Source organism: Halochromatium sp., from assembly GCF_054919635.1.
The window spans coordinates 1-5837 of record NZ_JBUDPI010000253.1 but is presented as its reverse complement, the minus strand read 5'-3'; the positions used below and the strand labels follow the sequence as shown (position 1 = coordinate 5837).

The following is a 5837-nucleotide window of genomic DNA, read 5'->3' as shown; positions in this document are numbered from 1 at the left end:
TCGCTCTGGTGCTGCGTCATTGGCTCTGCCTGGGCCTCTTCCGCCGTCCCCTCAGGCGCCTCCGTTGCCGCCTCGACCCGGCCGCGACGCAAGGTCAGCGGGTCAGGTCCGGTCAGCTTGATCTGCTCGCCCGGCTCGAGCTCGGCGTAGAGACCGACCACATCCGGCTCGATCGGTAGCTCGCGACCGTCGCGGCCGGCGAGGATGGCCAGCACCACCGAGGCCGGGCGTCCGTAATCGAACAGCACATTCAAGGCGGCGCGGATGGTGCGACCGGTCTGTAGCACATCGTCGACCAGCACGATGTGCCGATCGTCGACTGGAACCGGCAGGTCTGAGGGGCGTACCTGTGGATGGGTGCCGATTCGGGTGAAGTCATCGCGGTAGAACGAGATATCGAGCTGCCCCATGGGCTCCTGGAGTCCAAGCCGCGCTTGCAGGCGCTCGGCAACCCAGACCCCGCCACTGTGGATACCGACCATCAGCGGTCGGTCGATGGCGCGGGCGGCCAAGAGCGCGCCGAGCTGATCGGCCATCTGACCAATCGCGACCTCGACCTCGTCGGCAGACTTCCAGGTGTGCATTGTGGTCATGGCAAAGAGTCTCCTTCGGATAGGCGGCAGGCGGATGGCGGCTGCGGGTTGGCCTCGGCGAGCCAGGTCTCGAGGATCAGCTTCGCGGCCTGTGCATCGATGCGGTCGTCCGCCGCGCGAAGACCGAGCTGCAGCTGGCGCCGCGCCTCGAGGCTGGTCAAGCGCTCATCGACCAGATGCACCCTGAGGCCGAAGCGGCCCTGCAGCTGGCGGGCAAAGCGATGGACGCGCTCGCTCCAGGCTTCCTCGCTGTCGTCCATGTTGAATGGTAGTCCAACCACGGCTGCCTCGGGCTGCCACTCGCGGATGAGAGCCTCGAGCCGCTGCCAGTCGGGGCGCTGCCCCTGAGCGCGAACCGTCTCCAGCGGCGTCGCTGTGCGAGTCAGGGTTTGACCCACCGCGACGCCGATCTTACGCTCGCCAAAGTCGAAGCCGAGCAGGGTGGCCAAGGTTGCTGCCGCCTGTCGATCTGCCTGCGAGCCGGTCAGGCGTGACCGGCTTGGCCGCTCAGTAGGTTGAGGTCGACGCCGAGCAGCTGTGCGGCCGACTGCCAACGCTGGGCCGAGGGGGTGGAGAAGAGGATCTGCGAATCGGCAGGACCGCTGAGCCAGGCGTTGGCGATCATCTCTTGCTCGAGCTGACCGCTGGACCAACCGGCATAGCCGAGGGCAACCAGCCGATTGGCGGGACCGCGACCCTTGGCGATCGCCTCGAGCACGTCGCGCGAGGTGGTGACCTGGATCTCAGCGGTCACCCGCAGGGTGGAGTCGAAGTTGAAGTCGCCATCGTGGATCACGAAGCCGCGGTCGGTCTGCACCGGGCCACCGAGATAGACCGGCGCATTGCTGACGTTACTGGCTTCGGGGTCGATCTCGAGCTGAGCCAAGACCTCACCGAGCTGGATCTCCATCGGCCGGTTGATCACGATGCCCATCGCACCCTCAGCGGAATGCTCGCAGATATAGGTCACCGTTCGCGAGAAGTTTGGGTCTTCAAGACCCGGCATCGCGATGAGAAAGTGGTTGGTGAGCGACGTTGCATCAGTCATGGCGATAGTATCAAGCCGGCTCGAGCGCCTGGCAAGCGCTTGCGTCGCCCTGATCAGCACAATGACCCCGGCTCAATTGCCCCAGCTCAGCTCGTGATTGCGCTGAAACTGCCAGGTGCGGGTGATATCCAGCACATCGGTCTCACGCTTGATATCGGGCGGGAAGGCGGCGAAGGGGGCCGCCAGCTCCACGATGCGAACCGCGGCTTGGTCCAGCACCTCATGGCCGGATGAGCGCACGACCCGAATCCCCTCGAGGCTACCGTCGGCGCGCACGGCGACATGGAGGATCAGGCTGCCGAATAGGCCGAGCTCCCGGGCCTCGCGGGGATAGTTCAGATTACCGATGCGCTCCACCTTGCGTCGCCAAGCCTCCATGTAGTTGGCGTAGATATACTCGCGGGTCGCGGTGCTGATCGCCTTGCGTCGCGTACGGCTCGCATAGGCATGGCTTCGCTCCTCGATGCGGGCCGCCAGGCTGGCCATCTCCGCACTGCGGCTGGCGAAGATATCAGCCGCCGAGATCGGGGGCGCTGGCTGATCCAGCTCGGCGCGCTCCGGTTGCTTCGGTTGTTCCAGCTGCTCCGGTTGCTTTGGTTGCTCCGGCTGCTCGGGCGCCGCGGGCGCCGGGTCGGGGAGTAGGGCTGCCTTGGGCTCCGGGGTTGCCAGGCGATCGATGCTCTCGGCCTTGATCTCTGCCTCAGCTGCGCTGGATGCGTCCTCTGCGCCGAGCGCTGGCAGCGCCTCCAGCCTTGGGGCGGCAGGCTCGGCGTGCGATGGGGGGGCGCGCGCGGGCTCTGGAGGCGGTGCCGACTCGCTTATCTCCGAGGCCGCTGGCGGTGGCTCAGCGGGCGGGCTAGGGACCGTCGGCTCGCTGGGGGCAAGGGGCTGCTCAAGATCGCTCTCAGCGGCATCGGCACCGTCAAGGGCATTGCTGTCGATGCTGCCTTCGGCAGCGGCCTCGATCTCGGGCAGTAGCGCCTGGGTCTCGCCGGCTCGGTCCGCCTGTGCGCTGACTCGAGCCGGGACACTGGCCGCCGCGTCGACGCCGGGCTCAGTCACCACCATCAGCTCGAGACCTTGCGTCGGTCTTGCGCCTGTTTCTGGTGCCTCGATCTCGAGACCGAGCAGCAGCAGCGCATGGGCGGCAACTGCGATGACCATAGCGATCGGCATCGACCAGCGGCCTGCCATCGGTTTGTTGCTTGAGCTGAATGCCGTGGTTAGGGCTGCAGCCGCAGCGGTCATGGCTGATCGGAACGGGTGGAAGGAGGCTCGCTCTTCGGCGGGGTGCGGATGATCTGCTGCGCTCCGCTGTCGAGCAGCTGGATGAGCTCGGCCATCGCGGGGGTCATCTGCAACTGGCCGGTGCTATCGATCAGCAGCACATAGCGCAGGCCCATCTGGCCCGCGATATTCGGCCAGTCATCGGGGCCGGCGATCATGATGGCGGTTGCCGCTGCCGCAGCGGTCAGTGCATCGCCTTCATAGAGGACCGTTGCAGAGGCCGTGTCCTCGACTGGACGCCCGGTCCGCGGGTCGATCACCGAGTGATAGGTCTGGCCTTGGTAGACGAAGTTGCGGCGCTGGCTGCTCACCGTGAACAGGCTCGCATCGCCGCTAACATCGAGGATGCCGATGACGCCGGTTCCACTCGCGCGCGGGACCGGGAGACGCCAAGCGCGGCCAGCGCGGCTGCCAATGGCGCGCAGATCGCCGCCGACATTGATCAAGGCGCTACGCACCCCTTGGGCGCGGAGCGCGTCGATGGCAACGTCCATCGCATAGGCCGCTGCGACGGCGTCGAAATCGAGCTGGACCGCCGGATTGTCGCTCTGCAGCACAATGCCCTCGAGGTAGAGGTCGTCCATGGTTGGCTTCACCGCGAGCAGCGCGTCGATCGCGGCTTGTCCTGGTGGCTGGCTTGATTCTGGGCGTGTGCGGTCCAGGCCCCAAAGACGCGTAAAGCGGCCCAAGGCCGGGTTGAACAGTCCGCCGCTTTGGCGATAGAGGTCTTGGGTGCGCGTCAGCAGCGGGATCAGCGAGGGTGGTGCTGCAAAGGGCGCTTCGCTGGCCAGTAGCTCGTTGATGCGCAGCATCCGCCCCGAGCTGTTGGCATAGAGGGCCTGCTCGAAGAACAGGAAGTCGCGCTCGACATCGGCCGCTGCCGCGACCGCGCGCTCGCGCTGAACGCCGACGATGCTGAGATCGATCGCGGTCCCAAAGGCCGGAAACTGGGTGGTATAGACCGGGGCTTCGGTGTTGTTGCAGCCGATCAAGAGGAGGATGATGGCCAGCGCGACCGCGATAGCCTGGGCCCGCCCGAGTCCGCTCCCGGAGCAGAGGCTTGAACAGCAGCTGGGGGAGTAGCGATCAGCGCGCACCGAGCCGTGCCTCGATGGCCGTCATCAGGTCTTGCGCGATCTCGGTGCCACAGGCGCGATCGATCTCGCGGATGCAGGTCGGGCTGGTGATGTTGATCTCGGTGAGCCAGTCGCCGATCACATCGAGGCCGGCGAACAGGACCCCGCGGGCCTTGAGCTCTGGCGCCACCTGCTGCGCGATCCAACGCTCGCGCTCGCTGATCGGCCTGACCTCGGCGCTGGCGCCCGCGGCCAGATTGCCGCGCGACTCGCCGGCGGCCGGGATGCGCGCCAGTACGTAGGGCACCGGCTCGCCATCGACGATCAGCACGCGCTTGTCGCCATCGCTGATCTCGGGCAGGTAGCGCTGTGCCATGCAGAAGCGCTCACCCGCGCCGCGGCTGTTGCCGATCAGGGTCTCGATGATCACCGAGGTGTTGGGGTCACCGCTGCGGACGCGGAAGATCGAGCGGCCGCCCATCCCGTCGAGCGGCTTGAGCACTATCTCCTGCTGCTCGGCGAGGAAGGTCCGCAGCACCTCGGCATGGCGGCTGATCACCAGCGGTGGACAGCATTGCGGAAACCGGGTGGTGAAGACCTTCTCGTTGGCATCGCGCAGTGCGCGAGGCGCATTGACCACCAGGCAGCCAGCCGCCTCGGCGAGCTCGAGCAGATAGGTCGCATAGACATACTCCATGTCGAACGGCGGGTCTTTGCGCATCAGCACCGCATCGAGCTCGGCGAGGGCGAGCGTTTCGGGGGTCTCGAGCGCAAACCAGCCAGTCGCATCATCCTGCACCCGCAATCGCCGGGCTCGGCCCCTAACCTCGTCATTGGCGACGAAGAGGTCGGCCATCTCCATGTAGTGGAGCGACCAGCCGCGTTGCTGAGCGGCGAGCAGCATTGCAAAGGTGCTGTCTTTTTTGATGTTGATGGACGCGATCGGGTCCATCAGGACGCCAAGCTGATACTTCATGTGGCGAGTGTAACCCAGCGGCACAAAAGAAACCCCGGTGATTGGGGGAAGCACCGGGGTAACTGTTCCCGGTTATGGGGGCCGGGAGACAAGGATCGCCAGGGAGGGGGAGCCCGTGGCGACCTAGCGCATTGATGCGCCTTGCAATTAGGAGTATAGCAACGATCAAAGGTTCCGCTAGGGCAAGTTAGGGGCAAGTTAGGGGCCAGTTAGGCGCCAGTTAAGGACAGGATCGGCTCAGGGGAGCGTGACCTGGACGAACTCCGAGGGCCTCAGGATCTCGTCCGGCTGGCTATCGAAGATCACGTCCAGCTCATAGACGGCCCCGTCCGGATCGATGCGGACCGCTTCGACGCCAAGGCTGTAGATGCGGCCGCTGCGCAGCTGGCCGCGGACATTGATCTTGGCTGCTTGGCCCGGCCGGTAACGGCGCAGGATGTCGGAGGTGACCAGGACCCGGGCGAGCATCTGGCTGGTTGGCGCGACGGCGACCAATGGCTGTTGCTGCAGGGTCTTGTAGATCACCGCGCCCTGGTATCCATTCTGCTCGACGACGATGCCATCGAAGGGCGCGCGCAGCTCGGTGCGCTCGAGCAGCACCTCGGCCACGGCCTGCTGGGCCTTGGCCGATTCGAGCTCGGCCTCGGCGGCGGCCTTGAGCAGCTCGGCGTCTTTCAGCTCCTCGCTGGCGATCAGGCCGCGGTCGAACAGCTCTTGGGCGCGGACCAGCTCGCGCTCGGCGTCCTCGAGCGCGATCTGCTGGCGGGCGACAGCGGCCTTGGCCTCGAGGCTGGCCGCTTGCGCCTCGCGCTGATCCATGCGTAGCAGCAGCTCGCCCTCGTCGACGTGCTCGCCGG

General features: G+C 66.3%; 7 protein-coding genes. All 7 read right to left on the bottom strand.

All coding sequences use genetic code 11. The features are described from left to right. Positions 1-593, bottom strand: a 593-nt coding sequence (gene pyrR, locus ACY693_RS14025) for a bifunctional pyr operon transcriptional regulator/uracil phosphoribosyltransferase PyrR (RefSeq protein WP_462322445.1), incomplete at its 3' end; no start/stop codon positions are given. Then, positions 590-1042, bottom strand: a complete 453-nt coding sequence (ruvX, locus tag ACY693_RS14020; protein ID WP_462322444.1) for a Holliday junction resolvase RuvX — start codon at positions 1040-1042, stop codon at positions 590-592. The genes ruvX and pyrR, both read right to left, overlap by 4 nt. Before the next feature lie 35 nt (positions 1043-1077). Then, positions 1078-1641 (bottom strand): YqgE/AlgH family protein, encoded by a 564-nt coding sequence (locus ACY693_RS14015; RefSeq protein ID WP_462322443.1) that lies wholly within the window; start codon positions 1639-1641, stop codon positions 1078-1080. 72 nt (positions 1642-1713) lie between these two features. Then, complete coding sequence (locus tag ACY693_RS14010; RefSeq protein ID WP_462322442.1) at positions 1714-2805, bottom strand: energy transducer TonB; 1092 nt, start codon at positions 2803-2805, stop codon at positions 1714-1716. A gap of 80 nt (positions 2806-2885) precedes the next feature. Beyond that, the gene (locus ACY693_RS14005) at positions 2886-4025 is read right to left on the bottom strand and encodes an FAD:protein FMN transferase (RefSeq protein ID WP_462322441.1); all 1140 of its coding nucleotides are present in this window, start codon (positions 4023-4025) and stop codon (positions 2886-2888) included. Next, a complete protein-coding gene (gene gshB, locus ACY693_RS14000; protein ID WP_462322440.1) occupies positions 4015-4980 on the bottom strand; it encodes a glutathione synthase in 966 nt (321 codons plus the stop codon). Before gshB ends, ACY693_RS14005 begins: the two co-directional genes overlap by 11 nt. A gap of 237 nt (positions 4981-5217) precedes the next feature. Next, positions 5218-5837: efflux RND transporter periplasmic adaptor subunit (locus ACY693_RS13995; protein ID WP_462322439.1), on the bottom strand; the 620-nt coding region annotated here is incomplete at its 5' end.